The sequence below is a fragment of the Carnobacterium sp. genome, assembly GCF_040274425.1.
The window spans coordinates 14,893-34,840 of the sequence record NZ_JBEMBC010000023.1; the positions used below are offsets into that span (position 1 = coordinate 14,893).

The 19,948-nt window shown below is 34.1% G+C and carries 20 protein-coding genes; 11 read left to right on the plus strand and 9 right to left on the minus strand.

Translation table 11 applies throughout. From position 1 onward, the window contains the following. Window positions 1–28 precede the first annotated feature (28 nt). Window positions 29–1,291, plus strand: coding sequence for a voltage-gated chloride channel family protein (locus tag ABS911_RS06605; protein ID WP_350466898.1), 1,263 nt, complete (start codon window positions 29–31; stop codon window positions 1,289–1,291). 132 nt (window positions 1,292–1,423) lie between these two features. Continuing rightward, window positions 1,424–1,990, plus strand: a complete 567-nt coding sequence (locus ABS911_RS06610; protein ID WP_350466899.1) for a DsbA family protein — start codon at window positions 1,424–1,426, stop codon at window positions 1,988–1,990. A gap of 46 nt (window positions 1,991–2,036) precedes the next feature. On the opposite strand, the gene ABS911_RS06615 is transcribed toward ABS911_RS06610, so the two are convergent. After that, on the minus strand, window positions 2,037–2,468 hold the full coding sequence (locus ABS911_RS06615; RefSeq protein ID WP_350466900.1) for a GNAT family N-acetyltransferase: 432 nt from the start codon (window positions 2,466–2,468) through the stop codon (window positions 2,037–2,039). Between the two features lie 553 nt (window positions 2,469–3,021). On the opposite strand from ABS911_RS06615, the gene ABS911_RS06620 reads away from it, so the two are divergent. The 5 genes from ABS911_RS06620 to ABS911_RS06640 all read left to right on the plus strand — a co-directional run bounded on the left by ABS911_RS06620 (window position 3,022) and on the right by ABS911_RS06640 (window position 8,734). Further along, on the plus strand, window positions 3,022–3,936 hold the full coding sequence (locus ABS911_RS06620; protein WP_350466901.1) for a PLP-dependent cysteine synthase family protein: 915 nt from the start codon (window positions 3,022–3,024) through the stop codon (window positions 3,934–3,936). A 13-nt stretch (window positions 3,937–3,949) separates the two neighbouring features. Beyond that, window positions 3,950–5,107, plus strand: a complete 1,158-nt coding sequence (locus ABS911_RS06625; protein WP_350466902.1) for a cystathionine gamma-synthase — start codon at window positions 3,950–3,952, stop codon at window positions 5,105–5,107. Window positions 5,108–5,112: 5 nt separating this feature from the next. Continuing rightward, the gene (locus tag ABS911_RS06630; RefSeq protein WP_350466903.1) at window positions 5,113–5,757 is read left to right on the plus strand and encodes a class I SAM-dependent methyltransferase; all 645 of its coding nucleotides are present in this window, start codon (window positions 5,113–5,115) and stop codon (window positions 5,755–5,757) included. 224 nt (window positions 5,758–5,981) lie between these two features. Further along, window positions 5,982–6,782: a formate/nitrite transporter family protein gene (locus ABS911_RS06635; RefSeq protein ID WP_350466904.1), complete on the plus strand. Its 801-nt coding sequence runs from the start codon at window positions 5,982–5,984 to the stop codon at window positions 6,780–6,782. Window positions 6,783–6,931: 149 nt separating this feature from the next. Further along, complete coding sequence (locus ABS911_RS06640) at window positions 6,932–8,734, plus strand: DUF4153 domain-containing protein (RefSeq protein WP_350466905.1); 1,803 nt, start codon at window positions 6,932–6,934, stop codon at window positions 8,732–8,734. Window positions 8,735–8,813: 79 nt separating this feature from the next. Here ABS911_RS06640 and ABS911_RS06645 read toward each other — a convergent pair whose 3' ends face one another. The 4 genes from ABS911_RS06645 to rpoN all read right to left on the minus strand — a co-directional run bounded on the left by ABS911_RS06645 (window position 8,814) and on the right by rpoN (window position 13,647). After that, window positions 8,814–9,629: a carbohydrate ABC transporter permease gene (locus ABS911_RS06645; RefSeq protein WP_350466906.1), complete on the minus strand. Its 816-nt coding sequence runs from the start codon at window positions 9,627–9,629 to the stop codon at window positions 8,814–8,816. Between the two features lie 27 nt (window positions 9,630–9,656). Then, window positions 9,657–10,529, minus strand: a complete 873-nt coding sequence (locus ABS911_RS06650) for a carbohydrate ABC transporter permease (protein WP_350466907.1) — start codon at window positions 10,527–10,529, stop codon at window positions 9,657–9,659. 74 nt (window positions 10,530–10,603) lie between these two features. Next, window positions 10,604–11,923, minus strand: coding sequence for an ABC transporter substrate-binding protein (locus ABS911_RS06655; protein ID WP_350466908.1), 1,320 nt, complete (start codon window positions 11,921–11,923; stop codon window positions 10,604–10,606). A 371-nt stretch (window positions 11,924–12,294) separates the two neighbouring features. Continuing rightward, window positions 12,295–13,647, minus strand: coding sequence for an RNA polymerase factor sigma-54 (gene rpoN / locus ABS911_RS06660; protein ID WP_350466909.1), 1,353 nt, complete (start codon window positions 13,645–13,647; stop codon window positions 12,295–12,297). A 210-nt stretch (window positions 13,648–13,857) separates the two neighbouring features. Between rpoN and ABS911_RS06665 the strand changes: the two genes are divergently transcribed. After that, the gene (locus ABS911_RS06665) at window positions 13,858–14,337 is read left to right on the plus strand and encodes an LURP-one-related/scramblase family protein (RefSeq protein WP_350466910.1); all 480 of its coding nucleotides are present in this window, start codon (window positions 13,858–13,860) and stop codon (window positions 14,335–14,337) included. Between the two features lie 42 nt (window positions 14,338–14,379). Next, the gene (locus ABS911_RS06670) at window positions 14,380–15,273 is read left to right on the plus strand and encodes a YsnF/AvaK domain-containing protein (RefSeq protein ID WP_350466911.1); all 894 of its coding nucleotides are present in this window, start codon (window positions 14,380–14,382) and stop codon (window positions 15,271–15,273) included. An 87-nt stretch (window positions 15,274–15,360) separates the two neighbouring features. Here ABS911_RS06670 and ABS911_RS06675 read toward each other — a convergent pair whose 3' ends face one another. Then, window positions 15,361–15,873: a lipopolysaccharide assembly protein LapA domain-containing protein gene (locus ABS911_RS06675; RefSeq protein ID WP_350466912.1), complete on the minus strand. Its 513-nt coding sequence runs from the start codon at window positions 15,871–15,873 to the stop codon at window positions 15,361–15,363. 346 nt (window positions 15,874–16,219) lie between these two features. Continuing rightward, window positions 16,220–17,449, minus strand: coding sequence for an MFS transporter (locus ABS911_RS06680; RefSeq protein WP_350466913.1), 1,230 nt, complete (start codon window positions 17,447–17,449; stop codon window positions 16,220–16,222). 402 nt (window positions 17,450–17,851) lie between these two features. On the opposite strand from ABS911_RS06680, the gene ABS911_RS06685 reads away from it, so the two are divergent. Beyond that, a complete protein-coding gene (locus tag ABS911_RS06685; RefSeq protein ID WP_350466914.1) occupies window positions 17,852–18,112 on the plus strand; it encodes a hypothetical protein in 261 nt (86 codons plus the stop codon). Between the two features lie 51 nt (window positions 18,113–18,163). Here the strand turns inward: ABS911_RS06685 and ABS911_RS06690 are convergent, their stop codons facing one another. Next, window positions 18,164–18,979: an aldo/keto reductase gene (locus ABS911_RS06690; protein WP_350466915.1), complete on the minus strand. Its 816-nt coding sequence runs from the start codon at window positions 18,977–18,979 to the stop codon at window positions 18,164–18,166. A gap of 191 nt (window positions 18,980–19,170) precedes the next feature. Beyond that, on the minus strand, window positions 19,171–19,356 hold the full coding sequence (locus ABS911_RS06695) for a hypothetical protein (RefSeq protein WP_350466916.1): 186 nt from the start codon (window positions 19,354–19,356) through the stop codon (window positions 19,171–19,173). 180 nt (window positions 19,357–19,536) lie between these two features. Between ABS911_RS06695 and ABS911_RS06700 the strand changes: the two genes are divergently transcribed. Further along, window positions 19,537–19,948: transposase (locus ABS911_RS06700; protein WP_350466917.1), on the plus strand; the 412-nt coding region annotated here is incomplete at its 3' end.

Here is a 19,948-nt window from a genome sequence, read left to right on the forward strand (position 1 = left end):
TTCAATGCGAAACTAAAGAGGGAATTTGATGGGACTAATATTAAAAAAAATGAAAACTACAGAAATTGTACGATTAGGGTACTATTTTACTAAATGGTTATGGTATAGCAGCTTAGTAGGGATAGGAGTAGGGAGTCTATCTGCATTTTTTCTTATCAGTTTAACGTTTGTAACAAACGCTCGTATGACACTGCCTTGGCTGCTTTATTTATTGCCGCTGGGTGGAGCAGCTATTAGTTGGTTGTATTGGAAACTAGGTGGCAATGCTATACGAGGCAATAACTTGATCATACAAGAAGCTCACGGCACTAAAAAGGAAGTAGAATCGATTCCTAAAAGACTGATTCCACTTACTCTTTTTGGAACATTGGTTACCCATCTATTTGGTGGGTCTGCTGGACGAGAAGGTACTGCGGTCCAAATTGGAGGAACATTAGCCGATGCGGTAGGTCGCGTGTTTCATATGGCAAAAAACGAAAGACGTATTTTATTAATTGCCGGAATGAGTGCAGGTTTCAGTTCTGTTTTTGGAACACCTATAGCTGGAACATTATTTGCAATGGAAGTATTAGCGATTGGATTTGTCCGCCAAGAGGCATTATTTCCAAGCTTGTGGGCAGCGTTGGTCGGCAATTGGGTGACGACTTTTCTAGGTGCTTCGCATGCGCATTATAGTATGGGAATTATACCTGAGGCAACTATTGGTCTTATCATCAAAATAGTAATTGCAGCCATTCTTTTTGGATTCACCGGGCGTTTATTTAGTTGGGCTACACGGTTAACAAAAATCATTATGTCTAACTGGTTCAACAATCCGGTCATAAAAAGTTTTATTGGTGGAATAATCGTTATTCTTCTGGTGTTCCTTGTTGGCACTAGAGAATATCTAGGTCTAAGTCTGCCTTTAATTGATCAAGCTTTTCTAGGGGAAAGTGGTCCGTTTGATTCCTTGGGTAAATTAGTCTTTACAGCTGTTACACTGGGTTCTGGATTTCAAGGAGGAGAAGTAACACCTTTATTTACGATTGGGGCCACTTTAGGCAGTACACTCGCTCATCTTTTTCACATTTCAATTCCTTTTTTAGCAGGGCTTGGGTTTATTGGTGTTTTCGCAGCTGCTAGTAATACACCAATTGCCTGTTTTATTATGGGACTGGAACTTTTTGGTTCAGGAGCATTGCCTTATCTCTTTTTGACGTGTGTAATCAGTTATCTCTTTTCAGGTAATCAAGGTATTTATGAAACTCAGCAAGTCTACTTACGTAAAGGAAATCTTTTTGAAGAGGAATGAAAATCCTTAAAGCCTTGAAAGGAGAGTCCTAAAACTACTCCCCATGCAGTATTGAGCAAATGATTTTTGGTGAAGGCTGTTTACTGTTAAGATGTAGATATAAGTTGATATGGAATTGAGGCGAATCTTTTTATGGTAGAAAGAACTAAGCAAGTTGAAATTTTCTTGTTTATTAATCCAATCAGCAAAGCTTCATTGATGATGGAAGAAGAAGTGATTAAGTTCGTAAACGCTTACGAAGAACACACACAAATGACAATTTATCCTTATCACAACACCCAGACTCTTTACCGTTACATGAAAAAAAATGGCTTCTCAACTGAAACTGCTGTATGGAATAAGCTATACAATGAAAGTTTTCACTTATCGTTAGCTTTTATCGCAGCTACTATCCAAGGAAAGAAAAAAGGTAGAGAATTTTTACTGGCTATTCAACGAAAAATGATTATTCAAAAAAGAGGTCTTTCAAAAGATTTACTGATTGAGTCAGCTGAACAGGCTGATTTAGATCTGGAAATGTTCTTGTTTGATTTTCATTCCCCTTTTGTTCAACATCTATTTGATCTTGACCAAGATGTTTCAAGTGCTATGGGAGCAACAGATACACCATCCTGCTTATTGGTAACAACAGGTGAAGAAAAAAAAGCAACTTTAATTGAAAGATTTGTCACAGCAGAAGATTTGTACCAGATGGTTTAAAAAAATAAGGCTGAACTATTCTTAATAAGAGTAGTTCAGCCTTATTTTATTCTAGTAACATGGTAACATGGATAACACCTGAGTCTAGGTATGGGTCAGCGATTTCTTTAAAGCCAAATGAAGCATAGAAATCTTTGATGTATTCTTCAGAATTTAATTCAATTGCTTTTTCAGGGTACTGCTCCTGGCAATAGGTTAGTGTATTACGGAATAAGGTACGAGCAAGGCCTTTTCCGCGACTCTTTTCTGTAACGAGAACACGCCCTATACGAATATTTCCATTATCAGTAGCGAAGATGCGGGAATAAGCTAGTAGCTCTCCATCCTCAATATAAGAAATATGTATACTATCAGGGTCTCTACCATCAATGTCGTGGTAAGGAGACTTTTGTTCAAAAACAAAAATTGCACTGCGTTCTTTTAAAAATAGATACAATTCTTCTTTGGTTAATTCACCAAACGTTTTGTATGTCCACATAAAGGTTGCTCCTGTCGCTTTGGATTGTAGGAAGTGTTGCTAATTGCTGCACCTGTTCTTCCTCGTATATTTTCTCAAAAAAACCTCTGTATTGCAATGAAGAGTTTTTTTAAGTAAGGGTATAGCAGAATAGTGAAATAGGTATAGGGATTATTTATTTTTAGTTTTAGTTGACAAATGAAAGTTGGATTGATAGTATGAGTCTATACCGATGTAAGGTTTCTCTTACACTGAATTAAAAAAATAAACTAAGAAAGGAAGAAGCCTAATGAAAAAGATGAACTGTTTAGACGTGTGCTGTTGTTTATGTTGTATAGACCACTCATGTCGACAAGTATCATTTTTTAATCAAGCTTCTTCTTTTTTGTGAACACAACTATTTGTTATACCCTATGGATTGCTGTTAGAAAACAGTTCGTGAGTAGGTGTATTGAAATGGCTTTCATTAGAAGAAACTAAATTAAATTAGATGATTTGTGCATGAGTTTTACACTCATGCACTTTTTTTTGTCCCTTTTTTTAGAAATTGAGAATGAAGATAAGGAGAAAAGACATGTTATTCAGAAAAACGCAAGATTTGATAGGAAACACTCCATTGTTAGAAATCCAGGGTTTTGACCTACCGAATAACAGTAAAATATTCGCAAAGCTAGAAATGTTCAATCCTGGTGGAAGCATCAAAGATCGCTTAGGGGTCAAATTAATAAAAACAGCTTTTGATAAAGGATTGATAAATAAAAATACAACGATTATTGAACCCACTGCTGGGAATACAGGCATTGGTTTAGCATTAGCAGCTCAAGAATTTGGATTAAGAGTCGTCTTTACTGTTCCAGAGAAATTTAGTCAAGAAAAACAAGAATTAATGAAGGCTCTTGGAGCAGAACTGATTTTTACACCTACTGAAAAAGGCATGGTAGGAGCAATAGAAAAAGCCCAGTCGTTGGCTGAAGAAATTAAGAATAGCTATATCCCGATGCAGTTTGAAAATCAAGCGAATCCATTAACTTATTATGAAACTCTTGGACCGGAAATTATAAAAGATATGGATGGACATGGGATTCATTCATTTGTAGCTGGAGCAGGTAGTGGTGGAACTTTTATTGGTACTGCAGCTTATTTAAAAGAAAATAATTCTGCAACTCGTACAACTATCGTTGAACCTGAAGGGTCGATTTTAGGTGGTGGAGCAGCTCATGGACATAAAACGGAAGGGATAGGAATGGAATTCATACCTACATTTTTAGATACATCATTAATTGATCACGTTTATACGATTTCTGATGTGGAAGCCTTTTACTATGTTAAGCAGTTAGCTGCAACAAATGGGTTGTTTGTGGGAAGTTCAAGCGGCGCAGCGTTTGCTGCCTGTTTAAGAGAAGCCCAAGTGTTACCTGAAGGAAGCACGATCATTACAATTTTCCCAGACAGCAGTGAGCGTTACTTAAGTAAAAAAATATATCAATAGGAGAGTGTCAAAAATGAAAATGAAAACGAAGTTGATCCACGGTGGTATTAGTCATGATGAAGCAACAGGTTCGGTAAATGTACCCATTCACCAAACATCAACCTACAAACAAGAAAAAGTTGGCAAACACAAAGGGTATGAATATTCAAGAACAGGAAATCCTACTCGTTTTGCAGTAGAAGAATTAATCAAGGACTTAGAAGAAGGAGTTAGAGGTTTTGCTTTTGGATCAGGCTCAGCAGGGACACATACGGTGCTGTCATTATTTTCTAAAGGAGACCATATCATTGTGGGGGATGATGTTTATGGAGGAACGTATCGCTTAATGAATAAAGTACTCGTTCATCTTGGAATAACTTTTACAACGGTAGATACAAGTGATGTAAGCACGATTAAACCAGCTATTCGTCCAGAAACTAAAGCGATATTTCTAGAGACACCAACTAATCCGTTGCTAAAAATAACCGATATTGAGACTGTAGCTAAAATTGCAAAAGAGTTTAACTTGATAACTATTGTTGATAACACCTTTGCTACGCCTTATCATCAACGTCCGCTTACACTAGGAGCAGATGTTGTTGTTCATAGTGCTTCTAAATACTTAGGTGGACACAGCGATATTGTTGCAGGATTAATTACAACAAATAATGAAGAATTAGCTGATAAAATCGGCTTTTTACAAAATGCAATCGGAGGAATTTTAGGGCCGCAAGATAGCTGGATTCTACAAAGAGGGATCAAAACGTTAGGTATCAGAATGGAAGAACATGAAAAAAATGCTCAAGAAGTAGTGCGATACCTAATCAATCATTCGAATATTGAAAAAGTCTATTACCCTGGATTAGAAAATCATCAAGGGCACGCGATCGCTAAAAAACAAATGAGTGGTTTTGGTGGAATGATTTCATTTGAATTAAAAGAAGGATTTTCTGCTAAGGACTTTGTCGAAAAATTAATGATTATCACACTAGCTGAAAGTTTGGGAGCAGTTGAAAGTTTGATTGAAATACCTGCTTTGATGACACACGGATCTATTCCAAAAGAAGTTCGCTTAAAATCAGGAATAAAGGATGAGTTGGTTCGGTTATCCGTTGGTTTAGAAGATGTAGAAGATCTCATTGACGATTTGGATCAAGCATTAGCATTTGTATCGAACAACAAAGGAGAATAAATAATATGGGACGTGAATTTTTAGATATTTTTACAGACTGGTCAAGTGACTATGATGATTTTGTTGAAGGAAAAGACCCCGAATACAGAGCAGTTTTTGAAGGATATAGTAATATCTTGAAAGAGATCGTTCAAAGAAGTGGAATGAGTGTTTTGGAATTTGGGATTGGAACAGGAAATCTAACAAAGCAGTTACTTTCCTCGGGTAAATGGGTTTTCCCAATAGAACCTTCTAAAGAAATGCGTAAATTAGCTAAAAAGAAGTTGCCAAGTGAAGTCATCATTTATGACGGGGATTTACAAAATTACCCGAATCCTACCAAACAATTGGACACTATTGTTAGTTCCTACGTGTTCCATCATTTGACAGATACAGAAAAAGGAATGGCTTTGAAAAAATATGCTGATCAACTTGAAAAGGGAGGCAAAGTTATCTTTGCTGATACGATGTTTGAATCACAAGAAGCACTCAATCAAAAAATTATACAAGCTAGAGAACAACAATTTTATGCATTAGCCGATGATTTAGAACGAGAATATTATACTCTTATTCCAACTTTATTAACTCTTTTTGATTTAGCAGGATTTAACGTATCCATTGAGCAAATGAATGAATATGTTTGGATAATTGAAGGAGAGAAACGAGCTTAGTAATGAAAAATAAAACGACACTAATTTATTTAGTGTCGTTTTATTTTGGTTTTAGAACCCTTATCAGTAAGTATTTTGATAAACAAACAGGAGTCGTGAATAAAGTTTGACGTTTATCTAAAAAAAAAGTTTGTGAAAGCGTATTTTTTCTTTTAAATGATTTTAAATGGAGTATAATAATTATATTGTTAAAAAGATAACAAACTAAAGGTGGTAAACAAAAAATGGAAACTCAAAATACTGGTTTAATGTACAATATTGAAAAAAGCATTATGAAAAAGCAAAATTTATTTGATAATAGTAAGTCACGCTATTTTGTACGTGCAATGTTAGCCTGTTTATTCTTAACGCTTGGAACAGCAGTTGCTGTGATGATTGGTCAAGCTGGTGAAGAGATTGTACCTGGCCTAGGTAAAATGCTTTATGCATTTATGTTTAGTTGGTCACTGGTCATGATTATTTATATGAATGCTGAATTAGGTACTTCGAATATGATGTATATGACAGTTGCGATCCAACGAAAGTGGTTAAAACCTAAAAAAGCATTAACAATATTATTTTATTGTATTTTATTTAATTTAATTGGTGGAATTATTGCTAGCTTAGTTATATCTTTCACATATAAGTTCCATGCTCTTCCGAGCGACCATTATCTTTTCACAGCAGTGGCTGGAAAATTAGCTAAAACGCCTTTACAGGTCTTTTCAGAAGGTATATTTGCAAATGTTATTGTTAACACAGCTGTATTTTGTACCTTACGAATGAAAGATGATGCTGGGAAAATTATTGCCATGATATTTATTATCTTCATTTTTGCTTATTTAGGATTTGAACACGTTATTGCCAATTTTTCATCTTTCTCATTGGCTTTCTTCGCTTCTGGTGGAACAGTTCCAGGTATGACGATAGGAGCTGTAGCAATAAATTGGATTCTAGCTTTACTAGGTAATTACGTTGGTGGAGCATTAGTGATTGGATTAATGTACTCGTGGTTGAATAAGGATCAAACAGAGTATGTTGATTAAAGAATAGCATTGCAGAAAAACTGATACGAAGGTGTCAGTTTTTTTGTATACTTAATGAGTAGGGCTAAAGATTGACAGAAGATAAAGATAGACTACATAATAAGAGTAAGATAGGTCATAAGAGTCAAGCAAGAAAAAAGGAGTGATGAATGGTGAAATTGATACAGAAGATTCAGGATAAATTCCAAGGAATCATTCGAGCAAGCAGAAGGTATCCATTAACAGTTGTGTTTCTACTTGCTCTTGCAGGATTAAATGCGTTTTTGATTCAGCAAGAAACAGATACTTATACAAGGTATGTTTATAGTTTTCTAGTGGGCATATTTTTGAGTGCGGTAGCACAACAAATCTACGAACGCTTTTTTGAAAAGAGGTTACAACGCATCCTATTGATGTTCGGTGCAATTCTTTTGACAATCGTTTATTATTTTACAATTGGTTCTGCAACTGATTACGATTTTGAGATGACTATTAAAACAGGTATTATCTTTTTTATACTAACTATTGCATTTATATGGGTTCCAACTATAAAAAATGAGATTACGTTTAATGAAAGTTATTTATCCGCTTTTAAAGCTTTTTTTACAACACTTTTATTCACACTTGTTTTGTATGCAGGTATTGGGTTTATTCTATTAGCAATTGATCAGTTACTATTTTCAGTAAATTATAAAGTGAATCTGCATGCACTTAACCTAGTGATTTCACTATTTATGCCTATCTTTTTCCTTTCCTATACGCCTTCATTTTTAGGCAAAAAAGAGGAATCATCTTTAACACCTGAAGAACACGCGGCTAAACTGAAAGATATAAAAAATGATGTTTCGGCACCTAAGATGCTTGAACTGTTGATTTCATATATCATCATTCCGTTAACGACGATTTTTACAGTTATTTTGTTGGTCTATCTGTTACAAAATATTACGGGAGATTTTTGGACCAATAATTTACTAGAGCCCATGTTGGTTTCTTATTCGATTACGGTTATAGTAGTGTATATTTTAGCAAGTAATATAAAAACAAAATCATCTATTCTTTTTAGAAAAATCTTTCCCAAAGTGTTGATTCCCATTGTTTTATTCCAAACGATTGCATCTGTTTTAAGGATTCAAGAAACCGGTTTAACTTATGGACGCTATTACGTCATCTTGTTCGGCATATTTGCGACCATAGCAGGAGTTTTGTTTAGTGTTTTACCTATTCGAAAAAATGGCTGGGTCGCAGTGGCGTTGATGGTACTTTCGTTGATTTCAATAGTACCTCCAATTGATGCATTTACCGTTAGCCGTGTGTCACAAACGAATTTATTAGAAAGAACACTTGAACAAAATCAGATGTTGGAAGGAAATTCCATTATTCCGAATGCTGATATTCCTAAAGAAGATAAAATCAAAATCAGTCAAACTGTCTATTATTTAACAAATATGGATTACAATGAAGATATCGAGTGGCTGGCACCCTATAATCAGCTACTATCCTATCAATTTGAAGAGGTATTTGGTTTTCAACCTATCTATGATGAGAATGGTTTTTTAAACGAACAACCTTTGCAAGACTCTTATTATGCTACACTAGATTTGGGAGATAGCCCTGTGATCTCAATTGAAGAGTACGACAAGATGATTATATTTTCTTATTATGAACCTAGCGTACAACCAAGAATTGAGTTTGAAGTGGATGATCAGAGATATATAGTATATACCGAAGAGACAGATGGAAAAGAAAGTCTTATTTTAATGGATGAAAGTGATGAGACTATCATGAATATTGATCTTCAAGAGACAATGGAAGAAGTCGCTTCGACTACTGGAACAGAGAATATGCTCACGATTGATGAAGCAACCGTGGAAACTGAGAATGAACAGGCTGAATTGAACTTAGTCTTTACCTCTATTAATATTTACGAAAATCAGTATGATGCTGAATTTTATCTATTTATTAATATCAAATAAACAAATTAAAAAACGTGATTGATTCCTAAAGGATCGATCACGTTTTTTGGTTAGTTAATTAGAGCTGAACGAAAAATAGTTAAGCTTTTAAAGATCCGGTCATTCCAGCAACGAAGCTTTTTTGCATCATTAAAAAGAGAATTAAAGTTGGAAGAGTAGCAATGACGATGGCCATCATTTGAACGCCGTAATTGGCTACATAAGAAGCTGAAGAAAGGCCAGAAATCAAAAGCGTCATTGTGTATTTGTCTTCAGTCTGTAAGATAATTAAAGGCAATAAGTAACTGTTCCATGAATTCATGAAGGCATAAATAGCTGCTGCTGCATAAGTTGATTTCATCATTGGAAAAACTAATTTGAAGAAAATTGTATAATTTCCAGCACCTTCTATTTTTCCTGAATCCATAATATCATCAGGAAATGATTTAAAGCTTTGTCTAAAGAAAAAAATAAGGAAAATGTTAGAGATATAAGGCAGGATCAAAGCTAAATGTTGGTTAACTAAATTCAATCCAGCCATCATCTTAAACAACGGAATGACAAGAGTGGCAAATGGAATCATCATAAACAGTAAAAGGATAGAGTAGATGAGTTCACTTCTACGAGTGTTGAATTTTTCAAAACCAAATGCAGCCATTGAGGTAACTAACAAACTCAGTACAACGGTAACGAGAGAAATTTTTAGCGAATTCCACATGATCAACGGAATGTTATAAGCACCTAGTAATTCACTAAGATTTTTAAAAAAATGAGTTCCTAGAGAAAGTTTTCCTTCAGCTATCTGATTAGAGGTGTTTGTTGCTCCTGCAATCATCCAATAAAAAGGGAATACGGAAATAAATGAACAGATAATTAAAAAAGTATATTTTAAAAAGGTTAATGATTTTGATTTCATACTTCTTCACCCCTGACTAATATGAAATTATTTTCGATTGGTAATAGTTAATTGAATAATGGATAGTATAGCTACGATCACTACTAATGCCCAAGATAAAGTAGCGGAGTAACCAAAGTTGGAAGTATAGACAAAGGAATGGTTGTAAATCAGTTGAGCTGCAGTTAATGTTTCATTCGATGGACCACCACCGGTTAGATTCACTACTTCATCAAATAATTGTATCGTACCAATAGTTGAAGTAATGGTTGTAAAAACAATAACAGGTTTAAGTTGTGGGATAACAACTCGGAAAAATTTCTGGAAAGCATTTGCTCCATCTATTTCAGCAGCTTCTAAAGTATCTACCGATATATTTTGAAGACCAGCAAGATAAAAGACCATATTATAACCTGTCCATCTCCAACATAAAGCAATAATGATGGTAACTTTGGCCCAAAAAGGGCTATTTAACCAATCAATGGGAGATTGAATCAATCCAATTGTCAGTAGAAAGTTATTGACCACCCCACTAACTTGAAACATCATTTTAAATAGAACTGCATAAGAAACCAAAGAGGTAACACAAGGCAAAAAAATAGCTAATCTAAAAAAGGTTTTTCCTTTTAAATTAGGTGAATTTAAAAGAAAAGCTAACAGTAATCCTAATAGCAGCATAATAGGAACCTGGAAAATCAAATAAATAAAATTGTTCATTAAAGCTTTTCCAAAGACGTCATCTTGAAACATACGAATATAATTTCCAAATCCAGTAAAGACTGAATTAAGACCTTTATAGTTATGAAAGGAGATATAAATAGAGTAAAAAATAGGGTAAAGCAAAAATATTGAACTGAAGATAACGGCAAAAGATATAAATTTCCATAAATCAGATCTTTTTGATCCCTGTTTTAATTTCACACGTTTCACCTCCATACATATTAAGGAAAGACTGCGGTCAGTAAGAATAAAACTGACTGCAGTCTCATAAAAAGCTACTCTCCTATTTGCATATTGTAATATTCTTCAGCTTGTTCAAGCATTTCATCTAGGGTCAATTTATCATCAAAGTAATCTTGCAAAACAGATCTTAAAGCTTCATAAGCTATACTTGTATTAACGCCATAATCTACTCCAGGAATTTCTTCTGCCCAGCTAGAAAAATCTTTATAAATTTGAGCATCGTTAAAGTAAGGGTCTTTATATTGATAGGCTTCACCTGTTTGAGATGGAAGATAAGTGCCAACCGCTCCATTATCTACAAGGATTTCTTGGTAAAATTCATCGTTGCCTGCAAATTCAGATTTAAGAAAATCAATAGCCAGTTCTTTGTTTGGCGAATCTTCTAAGATAAACCAACTAGAACCCCCAAGATTTGAGTAAGGTGTAGCATTTTCAACAGTTTCTAATAGCGGAAGATTAGTGTACGCCCATTTTCCAGCTTGATCTTCGGCAGACTTAATGGTTGCGGAATACCAGACAGCTGAATTAACTGCGGCAACTTCACCACTGGTTACAGCTCCGATACCTTCGGGTGCAAAGTAATCCACCGGTTTAGCTAAGTCATTTTTTTCAATTTCTTTTAATATTTCGGCCATTTCTCGAACGACAGGATTGTCTTTCAAAAAGATTTTTCCTTCTTCATCAAAATACCAGACACCTGCAGATTGCATAGCCATCTGAATGTAGTGTGTCCCTCTATTTGGAATAAAGGCTACAAACCACTTTCCAGTTTTTTCTTTCACGTCTTTTCCAATTTGAACAAATTCGGACCACGTTAAATTTTGCATGTCTTCTTCGGTATATCCTGCTTCCGCTAAATAATCAGTGCGGTAATAGAGACCAGCTGAACCAGAATCAAACGGAACAGCATAAACACCATCATTATGGGTAACTGCCTCAACTTTATAGGGAGCAAATTGTGAAAAATCAATTTCATCGGATAGCTCAGCAAACTTACCTTCATAATTGATTAAAAAATTTTGAGCAGCATAGTCTTCTACTAACACGATATCGGGTAACCCTTCTGAGACACCTGAAGTAAATCCAGAGACGAGTTTTTGTATAGTATCTTCATTAGACATCTCAACCACATCTAGACTGAACTCCTCATTACCATCTTCCGTGTAATATTCTCCGGCACGTTCCATGATGGGAATATTGAAGTTTGCATCCCAAGCCCACACTGTTAAAGTTGAATCATCTGGACTTGCAAATTCATCTGATTCACCTCCTGATTCAGATGAACCCGAACAAGCAGTTAACAATGCAATTGTAAATAGACTACTAACCAACTTAAAAGATTTCTTTTTCATGATTACGCCCCCTAATTATTTATAAACTAAGCAAATAAACAAAAAGTATAGTAAAATGAAAATGTTTTGACAAAGGATAAAATAGAATAAAAGAAGGAAGAATGCGGTTGCATTTTTGGATAAAAAAATATCCAGAAGAGTGTGAGTTATAATTTGATTATTACACAAGCCTTTCATTAAGTAAAATAATAAGCTGTGCATTTAAAGGATGGCGTAGGTTGGGGAAAAGATACTGAGATATTTCAAAAATGAATGAAAACGCCAAAAAAAGATCAACTAATTGCTACTTCACTTAAGAAGGCTAAGCTGGTCTTTTTTAGCTATATTAACATGCTATTGTTACACGGATGGCAACAAAAAAAGGCATATCATTAGTCAAAGCGTTTGCGCTTTGGAGAACTAGAAATAAAAAGGGCTTCACGGTATTTTGTAACTGTCCTTCGTGATATTTCAATACCGTCCTTTTTTAAAAGATCCACAAGCTTTTGATCCGATAATGGTTTTCTAGGATCTTCAGTTTTAATAAAGAGTTCGATTTTTTTCTTTATTTGGTCAGAAGAGATGGAACCAGTACCTTCTTTAGAAGTTGTCATCAAAGCATTTGTGAAGAATTTTTTTAATTCAAATACACCGAATTCTGTTGTGATGTACTTCCCATTAATGGAACGGCTTACCGTTGATTCATGAATATCAAGTTCTTCAGCAATTGTTTTTAGTGTTAAGGATTGAATTGGACGATCTTCAGATAAAAAAAACTCTTTTTGTGCATTTACAATGGCGATACCAATTCTGAGTATCGTTTCTTCTCGTTGAATCAGTGTCTTTTTAAGCCATTCATATTCAGATTGTTTTTCATTAATGAATTTTGAAACTTCTTTATCTTGCAATACACTTAATTCCTCATAATATTCTTTTTGAAAAACAATAACAGGAAGTCCAGTCTTAACAGAATGCACAAGAATCTCTTGATTATCCGTTACTTTAACGGATAAATCTGGACGAATGTATTGAGTAGGAGCATTTGAAAAAATGGCACCAGGATGTGGTGTAAGAGTTTTGACAAAATCAGAAATCTCTTGAACTTCACTCAATGAAATAGAATAACGTTTTGCAATGTGATCCCATTTTCGGTTAGCAAAAGCTTCAAACTCTTCTTCAAGGATTAAATAAGCAAGATTGGGCGCTTGACCGTTTCGTTCTGTTTGAAGCATCAAGCATTCTTGTAAGTTCCTAGCACCTACACCAGCAGGTTCTAATTGCTGTAAAAGTGTCAATGCATCTAATAATTTTAACGGTTCTGCTTGAGTGAGAGTGATCGCATCATCCATTGACAGAGTTAAATAACCATTATGATCAATATACTGAGCCAGCCAAATAATTAAATCACGCAAAGCGGTATCTCTGAAAGACAAATGGATTTGTTCGATTACTGCAGAATAAAGAGAAGTGGGAGATGCAGTAGTTGCCAATGTATCCCAGATTGATCCGCTTGTTGATTGATTTGTTCTTGATTGGTTACTATTGTATTTTTCTGTCGAAGCCCCTTGTGTTCGAGGTGTTGATTTTACAGAAATAGAAATAAAAGGATTTTCTAGCGATTTTTGTTTTAAGAAATCGACTAAATCTATTCGGCTGTATTGCAGCATCTGAATAGATTGTTGCAATTGAGGTGTCATGGTCAATTGCTGTTTTTGTAGTTGAGTATAATTTTGCTCGAAATTCAAAACGTTTTCACCTCTAGTATTAATAAGTTTTGATAAGGTTATCATAGCATATCGAACTTTAAATGAGAACGTCATCTAAAATAAAGGAGAAATCTAGAGACAATAGTGTAAATAAATGTTCACAACTTGCTTATGAGTAGCTTGCAACGAAATGGATGGTTATAATTAAAGAAACTAGAATATGATTAAATGAAAGCAGGTGTTTGACTAATGAAACTATATATTAAAGAAAAACGGTTTTCATGGCGTGACCAATTAATTGTACGAAATGAAAAAGATGAAAAAATTTATACTGTTAAAAGTGAACGGATATCAATAGGGAATAAAGTGCACGTTTACAATCAAGCTAACGAGATAATAGTATCTATTGAAGAGAAAAAAATAGGTTTTTCACCTAAATACGGCATCTATCAACAAAATGAAAAGATTGCTGAAGTAAAAAGAGAGAAAAACTTACTTGGTCCAGATTATGATATTGAAAAAATAAATTGGAAAATCAAAGGAAATGTTGAAAAAGAGGATTATGAAATAAAAGAAGGATTTACCGAAGTTGCTTCTTTTAAGAAAAAACGGTTTTCCTACGGGGATACATTTGTTTTAGAGACTAAAGATGAGAAAGATGCTCCACTAGCATTAGGTATTGTTATTGCAATTTGGTGTTTACAAATAGATGAGCAAGATAAAGCCTAAAGGTACAATAACTGTTTAGATGATTATTAAGGAGGGAAAAGAATGGAAAGATATGTTGTAGGAAGCTATGCAAGTCCTCAAGAGGCAGTAGATGCAGTCAAGAAATTGCAAGAAGAAGGCTATCAAAAAGAAGATATCACCTTAATATCTAGTACAGAATCTAAAAATTCCATTTCCAATACTACAGATATAATAGGAACAACTAATGAGACGGATATAGACACTAAGGATAAGGATAGGGATGATCGCTCCATTTGGAAAAAAATAAAAGAATCATTTTCTTCACATGACTCTAACGAATCCGATTCCTCGCAATCAAACGACGATCTTTTGGATGATTATCAACAAGATATTGCGAATGGTAATATCATTGTTGTAGTAAATGGTAAGCCAAAGGAAAAAGTTAGCCATGGGGCAGAGGATACAGAAAGAGTTATTCCACTAGACCCGATTTCGATGTTAGAAGCAGATCCATTGGCTAATCCTGAACCGGTTTTAGATTCAGCTGAATCTTCTGACATCCCAGTTTCAGAAAATGAAGAACAGCATCAAGAATCAGAAAGTGAAACGATTCAATTGAAAGAAGAGCAATTAGATGTCACAACTAAGGAAGTTCAAACAGGAGAAGTTCGAGCTAAAAAGCGTGTAGTAGAAGAAAATAAAACAATCCAAGTTCCTGTTAGACACGAAGAAATAGTCATTGAGCAGCATAATTTAAAGGATGACCATTCAGATAATGCAATAAAAAATAAAGAAGTGGTTATCCCTGTCACAGAAGAAGAAATTGAAGTAACGAAGCACCCAGTGGTTAAAGAAGAAGTATCATTGAATAAAGAAGAAGTAACGGATACAAAACAAGTTAATAGAACAGTAAAAAAAGAAGATGTCACTGTCGATACAAAAGGCAATACTCATATTAAAAAAAACAATGAGTAAAACGGTTTTCACAAAAAGAAGTCCCAAATAAGAAGATGTCTTATTTGGGACTTCTTTTTTGTTTACTAAATTATGATCTAGTGAAGGTTAAGGTTTATGAGAACCGTCATCTTTTGGTTTAGCTGTATTCGTGCCATCTATTTGATATTCTTCTACATGAATGTCTTTGCTAGTAGATGGACTAGTTTTTGTACCAGTTGTTTCGGTAGTTTGTACAGTTGAAGTTGGTCCACTTTGCTGAGTTGTTTGATTCTCTTCTAAAGAAGCTAATCGAGTATTAAGACTTTGGATTTCAGTCTCTTTCTTTTGTAATTCCAATTGTGCTTCGGATTCTTGTTTAACTCTATTAACGGCCTCATCTCTTGAAGCTTCAGCATTTTTTAATTCATCATTTTTATTTTTGATCACTTGTCTATTGCGTGCCCCTTTAGACATTGCAAATAGTGCAGCAATCAACATACCGAGTAATAAAAAGCCGATGAAAAGTAGCCATAAAGGTAAATCAAAAGACATAAAGTAAAGGTTCAAAGTAGCCATTTGCATATTTAAGAATGCTACTATAGCAACTAAAACCAATAAAATAATCGCGATTATTATCATAAATTTCATTCTCCTTCCTAATTTATCTTAATTTGAATAAAGATAACGTAAAGAAATAAGTAAGTCTTGTTGAAACAAAATACAGAGCAATTGACGATTGACCAAAGTGTTGGAATAGACTACCTAATAATCAAAAAGATAGTTCTTTACTATAAACCAATTATAAACGTTGCAAGGTAAATAATGAAATAATAGCGCTCAAGTAAAGAAAGTCTACGAATCTGTTTTATCTAACAGTTCGTAAACTTTCTGATTAAGTTTATAGAGTAAAGAAAATAATTTGCCAGGGTCTTTTGAACTAACTTAAAATAGTAAAAATTTAATCATAGAAAGCTGAATAGGTTCATTAGTTATATTTTACAACCTCTTTTTTATTGTCGTATAAGCTAGAGATCACAAAATAAACGCCGGCTATTCCTAAAATAATAATGTAACCACTAATTAGCCCGGCAGCCAAGTAGCCACCTAGAGTTATGCCTAAAGCAGCTAAAAGTTGAGAACCTTGGAAGGAAAGAGATGCAAAACTTAAATAAGAAGCTTGTTTGTCTTCGGGTATCAAACTGACTTGTCGGGCACTTAGGATAGGGGCAGAAGCTAGCTCACCAAACGTTGCTAGAATAGTTAATGGAATCAATAAGTAAATACTATTGGCAGAAGCCATTAAGCCATATCCAGTTACATAAATCAGCAAGCCAATGAGTACAACAGTACGTTCTTTTTTCTTCTCAGTTAATCGCGAAACAACGAAAGTGAAACAAACGACCATAATAGTATTGATCACTTGTAAAATACTAAGCATTCTCACTCCGTCGATAGAAATAGAAAAAAGTGTGATCGGATTAAACTCTTTTGATAAACGAATGCCGGTGTAATTTTGTAATGAAAATTCTGCAGCACTATAAAGAGCTATTCCTAAAATTAACATGACCCATCGTTTGTCTTTAGCAGCAATGTAGTAATTGTTAAACAGATCATGAATAATTGTTTTTCCTTTAGTGAGAGAAACATTATTTTTATAATTAAGGTTTTTTTGCAGAAAAGCAGAAACGATAAACTGCAAAAGAGCTGCACCTAAAAACAAATAAACTAAATAATGCTTAAATAAGAAGCCTCCGATTGAAGCACCCAAAGCCATCGATAAATTAAAGGTCCAATACTGTAGTTGATAAACTTTTTTACGTTCATTAGGAACAGTAGAATCGAGCAATACCGCATCAAAGGCTGAATAATATAAATTATAAGTGATGCCACAAATAAGGTAACCAAAAATCAGCCAAAAATTTTGTGGTAAGATGCCCGCAAAATTTACTGCAACAAGAAGTAAGGATATTCCGTATAAATTTTGAAAGATCAATAAGATTTTTTTTCGCTGAAAGTTATCTGCTAAATAGCCGCCAATGATCCCAGCTAAAAAAGAGGTAACAACATTTATCATAACCAATAGTCCGATAGTTTCTTTGCTGAATATACCAGCTAAATAAATGATAAGGTAGGGAATCGTACAAGCATAAACTAAACTGCTAAAAAATGAAGTAATTAATGTGGTTTGAATATTTTTTGAAAAAGATGATAGCATAATAATCTCCTTAATAAATAAAGGAACAGAGAATATGTATTTAATTCATGTCCTTATCTCATTTTTTATAAAGCTATATGAAATGAGATACACTGATTCTCCTTTGCAAACAGCTTGACAAAAATAGCGTAGCACAATTCTAAGAATAAGAAAATAAGAAAATTAGAAATTGTTAATAAAAATAATGGGAATGGTTTTAAAATTAATTCGTCAAGAGGAAAATAGCCACTGAAGACAAAGGCTAAATAAAATTTTACAAGTTTATCGTACCGTACTGTGATAGACCGGTTCTAGGTGTAACGGAGTCTCAGTTTGACTAACTCAAAACCGAATTTCAATTGAAGTGACCAAATCTAAGTGACAATACCAAAACAACTTTTTGTCAATTATCAAGGACTCTTGATGACTAAAGTTAAATTTTTCGGGAAAGTTATTCAAGTGATGAAAGCAGACGGGTATACACAAATAAGATTTGCTGTAGATGATAACTATGACACAATAATTCTAGCAAAAATTTCATCAGAATTAACAGATAATAATCGCATTTTAGAAGATGATTATATAACTCTATCTGGTTATTCGATGGGCTTACTTACTTATGAATCAACTTTAGGTGGAGAGATAACTATACCTTCTATAACTGTAAATAAAATTGAACGATAATAAAAAGCCGCTACTTAGTATGTACTAGGTAACGGCTTTTCTATTTTGAAATTATTTACGCACGTCTTCAACAGTATTCAATTTTTCCACATCTTCTGGAGAAATAGTAAAGTCTAATTGACTGTTTTCAATGATGCGTTCTTCATGTGTTGATTTTGGAAGCGGCAATGTTTCGCGTTCTAAACAATAACGGATACACAATTGCGCTGGAGTCACACCATATTTTCCTGCCATTTCTTTAATTTCTGGACTGTTCAATGTTTGGCCAGTTGCTAGTGGTGAATAAGCTTCTATTACAATGTTGTGTTCTTTACAAAAAGCAAGAAGGTCCTCTTGATCATGTCCAACGTAGAACGGAATTTGATTAGCCATCGGTACGATGTCACAAGCATCGATAAGAGCTTGAATATCTGACACAGAAAAATTAGAAACTCCGATAGTGCGAATCTTTCCATCGTTGTATAATTTTTCCATTGCTTTCCATGATTGAATATTTCCTTCAGTATAGTCCGCGCCTTTTTCATTCCAAGGCCATGGAGCGTGAATAAGATAAAGGTCTAAGTAATCCACACCTAAATTGGTGATAGTTGTATTAAAAGCCTCTAAGGTTTCATCGTAACCTTTAATTTGAGCGGGTAATTTACTAGTAATAAAGATTTCTTCACGAGGCAAATCAAAATCTTTGATTGCTTTTCCAACATTTTCTTCATTTTGGTAAGCTAATGCGGTATCAATATGAGTATAGCCATTTTTAAGAGCCATCGTTACGGCATCGTATGCTTCCTCATTTGGAATCTGCCAAGTACCAAAACCGATATTTGGAATCTCAACACCATTGTGAAACACAAAAGAATTTTCTTTCATCATAAATCATTTCCTCCTCATTTTTAAAGATGTTACTTTCTTATTGTATGCTTTTTTAGAAGCTAAGTAAAATATTATTGTATCCGTTTTCCTTGATGTATTCCATCTTAGAAAAAATTTTGAACTTAAAGCCGGCATCTTAAGCAACGTATATCCCAATGTTCGAAAAACTTCTGCTAATTCAGGATTTGTTATCATATGGATATCTTCATGTCTGTTTCAAGATGAAAATTCATTAATGTCATTTTTATTTTCATATCGCTACCATCTGGTACTGTATAGTAATCAACTATGGCAATCTTATCTGAATGATCTTTTAAAATTTTAAGTATGTCTAAATAATCCTTTTCAAATATTGGATTGGAAATTCGATAAAACATTACGACTCACTCCTTTTTTATTATATTAACTCCTTAATAAAATATACTTCTGATATAATAAAATAAAAAATCGAGAGTGTAAAATATTTTGTGTAAATGAATAAAAAACATACAAAAAAGGAAGTCCCTTCTGTAGAATAAAGTTAACGACAACCAATTCACAGAAAAGAGGACTTCCCTATGAATGATTTTACTACAGAAATTGTACAAACACTAGTCACTAAAGGCGATTTAAATGAATTATTCCGTTCCCACTTAGAAAGAGCGATAAACACCCTCCTACGGACAGAATTAACGGCTTTCTTGGATTATGAAAAATATGATCGCACTGGTTTTAATTCAGGTAATTCGAGGAACGGATCTTATTTTCGATCAATCAAAACCGAATATGGTGAATTAATATTGGAGATACCTAGAGATCGAAATGGTGAGTTTAAACAACAAACTTTACCAGCATACAAAAGAACAAATGACACATTGGAAACTACCATTATCCATTTGTTCAAAAAAGGCGTCACGATGTCTGAAATCGCTGATTTAATCGAAAAAATGTATGGACATCACTATACTCCACAAACCATGTCAAACATGA

What these genes read in the sequence shown, in the direction of transcription:
- ABS911_RS06605 (WP_350466898.1), top strand. Translation starts at nt 29, where the DNA reads ATGGGACTAATATTAAAAAAAATGAAAACTACAGAAATTGTACGATTA.
- ABS911_RS06610 (WP_350466899.1), top strand. Translation starts at nt 1,424, where the DNA reads ATGGTAGAAAGAACTAAGCAAGTTGAAATTTTCTTGTTTATTAATCCA.
- ABS911_RS06615 (WP_350466900.1), bottom strand. Translation starts at nt 2,468, where the DNA reads ATGTGGACATACAAAACGTTTGGTGAATTAACCAAAGAAGAATTGTAT.
- ABS911_RS06620 (WP_350466901.1), top strand. Translation starts at nt 3,022, where the DNA reads ATGTTATTCAGAAAAACGCAAGATTTGATAGGAAACACTCCATTGTTA.
- ABS911_RS06625 (WP_350466902.1), top strand. Translation starts at nt 3,950, where the DNA reads ATGAAAATGAAAACGAAGTTGATCCACGGTGGTATTAGTCATGATGAA.
- ABS911_RS06630 (WP_350466903.1), top strand. Translation starts at nt 5,113, where the DNA reads ATGGGACGTGAATTTTTAGATATTTTTACAGACTGGTCAAGTGACTAT.
- ABS911_RS06635 (WP_350466904.1), top strand. Translation starts at nt 5,982, where the DNA reads ATGGAAACTCAAAATACTGGTTTAATGTACAATATTGAAAAAAGCATT.
- ABS911_RS06640 (WP_350466905.1), top strand. Translation starts at nt 6,932, where the DNA reads ATGGTGAAATTGATACAGAAGATTCAGGATAAATTCCAAGGAATCATT.
- ABS911_RS06645 (WP_350466906.1), bottom strand. Translation starts at nt 9,629, where the DNA reads ATGAAATCAAAATCATTAACCTTTTTAAAATATACTTTTTTAATTATC.
- ABS911_RS06655 (WP_350466908.1), bottom strand. Translation starts at nt 11,923, where the DNA reads ATGAAAAAGAAATCTTTTAAGTTGGTTAGTAGTCTATTTACAATTGCA.
- ABS911_RS06665 (WP_350466910.1), top strand. Translation starts at nt 13,858, where the DNA reads ATGAAACTATATATTAAAGAAAAACGGTTTTCATGGCGTGACCAATTA.
- ABS911_RS06670 (WP_350466911.1), top strand. Translation starts at nt 14,380, where the DNA reads ATGGAAAGATATGTTGTAGGAAGCTATGCAAGTCCTCAAGAGGCAGTA.
- ABS911_RS06675 (WP_350466912.1), bottom strand. Translation starts at nt 15,873, where the DNA reads ATGATAATAATCGCGATTATTTTATTGGTTTTAGTTGCTATAGTAGCA.
- ABS911_RS06680 (WP_350466913.1), bottom strand. Translation starts at nt 17,449, where the DNA reads ATGCTATCATCTTTTTCAAAAAATATTCAAACCACATTAATTACTTCA.
- ABS911_RS06685 (WP_350466914.1), top strand. Translation starts at nt 17,852, where the DNA reads ATGACTAAAGTTAAATTTTTCGGGAAAGTTATTCAAGTGATGAAAGCA.
- ABS911_RS06690 (WP_350466915.1), bottom strand. Translation starts at nt 18,979, where the DNA reads ATGATGAAAGAAAATTCTTTTGTGTTTCACAATGGTGTTGAGATTCCA.
- ABS911_RS06695 (WP_350466916.1), bottom strand. Translation starts at nt 19,356, where the DNA reads ATGTTTTATCGAATTTCCAATCCAATATTTGAAAAGGATTATTTAGAC.